3 protein-coding genes are annotated in these 1967 nt (G+C 65.5%); 2 read left to right on the top strand and 1 reads right to left on the bottom strand.

What is annotated here, in order from left to right; translation table 11 throughout:
* Both A5692_RS02845 and A5692_RS02850 read left to right on the top strand, forming a co-directional pair.
* Nucleotides 1–278, top strand: a 278-nt coding sequence (locus A5692_RS02845; RefSeq protein WP_197514331.1) for a TylF/MycF/NovP-related O-methyltransferase, incomplete at its 5' end; no start/stop codon positions are given.
* A 112-nt stretch (nucleotides 279–390) separates the two neighbouring features.
* The gene (locus A5692_RS02850) at nucleotides 391–1194 is read left to right on the top strand and encodes a TylF/MycF/NovP-related O-methyltransferase (RefSeq protein ID WP_068051806.1); all 804 of its coding nucleotides are present in this window, start codon (nucleotides 391–393) and stop codon (nucleotides 1192–1194) included.
* Nucleotides 1195–1202: 8 nt separating this feature from the next.
* Here A5692_RS02850 and A5692_RS02855 read toward each other — a convergent pair.
* Nucleotides 1203–1967, bottom strand: a 765-nt coding sequence (locus A5692_RS02855) for a glycosyltransferase (protein ID WP_197514333.1), incomplete at its 5' end; no start/stop codon positions are given.

The following is a 1967-nucleotide window of genomic DNA, read 5'->3' on the forward strand; positions in this document are numbered from 1 at the left end:
ACCAGGTTCGTTTCCTGCCGGGCTGGTTCAAGGACACGCTGCAGGATGCGCCGATCGATCGCATCTCCGTGCTGCGGTTGGACGGCGACCTGTACGAGTCGACGATCCAGGCGCTCGATGCGCTTTATCCGCGGCTGTCACCCGGTGGCTTCTGCATCGTCGACGACTACCACGCGATCAAGGCATGCGAGCAAGCGGTGACGGACTACCGCGAAAAGCATGGCGTGACCGCGGAGATCGTCGAGATCGACGGCACCGGCGTGCTGTGGCGCAAGTAGACCGCGTCCGAGTATCCAGTTTGAAAGTTCGTGGCTACCAAAAGCTTTGCCCCGAGGGCGGACGAGCCGGTGAACCGTCGAATTCGTCGCGGATGAGCTGTCCACGAGTGCTATGGTTGCCGCCGTGGCAACAGGGCTGACAACCGGAACCCGCCTGCGGATGTGGTGGGTACGCACCGAGTACTGGCTCGCGCGGACCATCCTTCCCGACGTTTACGCCAACGACGCGCTGGTCACGTTCAACAACTATCACGCGTTCCTGGATGATCCGGACTTCCAGCGCGCCTACCGGCGCGGGGCCCGCTCCCTGGGCAAAGAGGACTGGTATCAGTGGCAGTGGCGCGTGCACGTCGGGCTGTGGGCGGCGGCCAGCGCCAGCAAGCTCGACGGCGACTTCGTCGAATGCGGCGTCAGCTATGGGTTCTTGAGCAGCGCCATCATGGAATACCTGGACTGGGACCAGCTCGGGAAGACCTTCTACCTGCTCGACACGTTCGCCGGACTCGACCCGCGGTTCGTCACCGAGAACGAACGCCGGGCCGGGGCATTGGCAATCAGCGAAGATCACCTGCGCAACGGCATGTACGCCAGCGGAGTCGAAAGCGTCCGTGCGAATTTTGCGGAGTGGCACAACCACCGCATCATCGTCGGCGCGGTTCCGGAGACACTCGACGAGGTTGACGCGACCGCCGTCGCGTACCTGCATATCGACATGAACTGCGCCCCACCGGAAGTCGCCGCATTGCGCTATTTCTGGCCGCGGCTCACACCTGGGGCCTTCGTGCTTCTCGACGACTACGCCAACCGGGGACGCGACGAGCAGCGCGCCGCTATGGATTCCGTGGCGAACGAACTAGGCGTGAAGATCTGCGCGTTGCCCACCGGACAGGGCCTGCTGATCAAGCCGGCCCGTTAAGAATCGCTTCAGCCGGAAGCTTTCTCCCGGGCGGCCTTCTCCAAGAGATCGGCGGCCTTGGCGACGCTCTCGGCGGGGGTGGTCATCCGGCCGGCGAGTTCGCGGGCCCGGGCCGCGTATTCCGGGGCGAGGATCTCGCGTAGGTCCGCGACAAGCGATTTCTCGGTGGTCTGCGAGAAGCGCCGAGCGGTTCCCACCTTGAGCCGCTTGACCTGATTTCCCCAGTAGGGCTGGTCGGCCGAGCTCCACAGAATCAGCGTGGGGACGCCGGCGCGCAGGCTTGCGGCCGTGGTGCCCGAGCCGCCGTGGTGAACCACCGCCCGACAGGCGGGGAAGATCTTCGTGTAATTCACCACGCCCACCACCTTGACGTGGTCGGACTGCGGCACCCCACTGAAGTCACTCCACCCGGAGCACACCAGCGCCCGCTCCCCCAGCTCCTCGCACGCTGCACTGATCAGCGCGACCGTGTCCGCCGGAGACTCGGCGACCGGCATGCTGCCGAATCCGAAGCAGATCGGCGGCGTGCCTTTGGCGATCCAGGACAACACCTCGTCGTCGGCGTCGGTGGTCAGCTCCATGGTCAGCGACCCCACGAACGGCCGTTGGCCGCCCCATTTCGCCCACTCGGCGGCCAGGCCGGGGAAACACACCTCGTCGTACGCCTGGATTTCCAGTGACCCACGCTCGGCGATACGGCGCGGTGAGGCGACGGTGGCGGTGGGCAGGCCGAGTTCAAGGCGCTGCCGGTCCTCGGCCCTCTTGTTCATCCG

This window comes from Mycobacterium sp. E342 (genome assembly GCF_001667665.1).
Classification (GTDB): domain Bacteria; phylum Actinomycetota; class Actinomycetes; order Mycobacteriales; family Mycobacteriaceae; genus Mycobacterium.

What these genes read in the sequence shown, in the direction of transcription:
- A5692_RS02850 (WP_068051806.1), top strand. Translation starts at nt 391, where the DNA reads ATGGTTGCCGCCGTGGCAACAGGGCTGACAACCGGAACCCGCCTGCGG.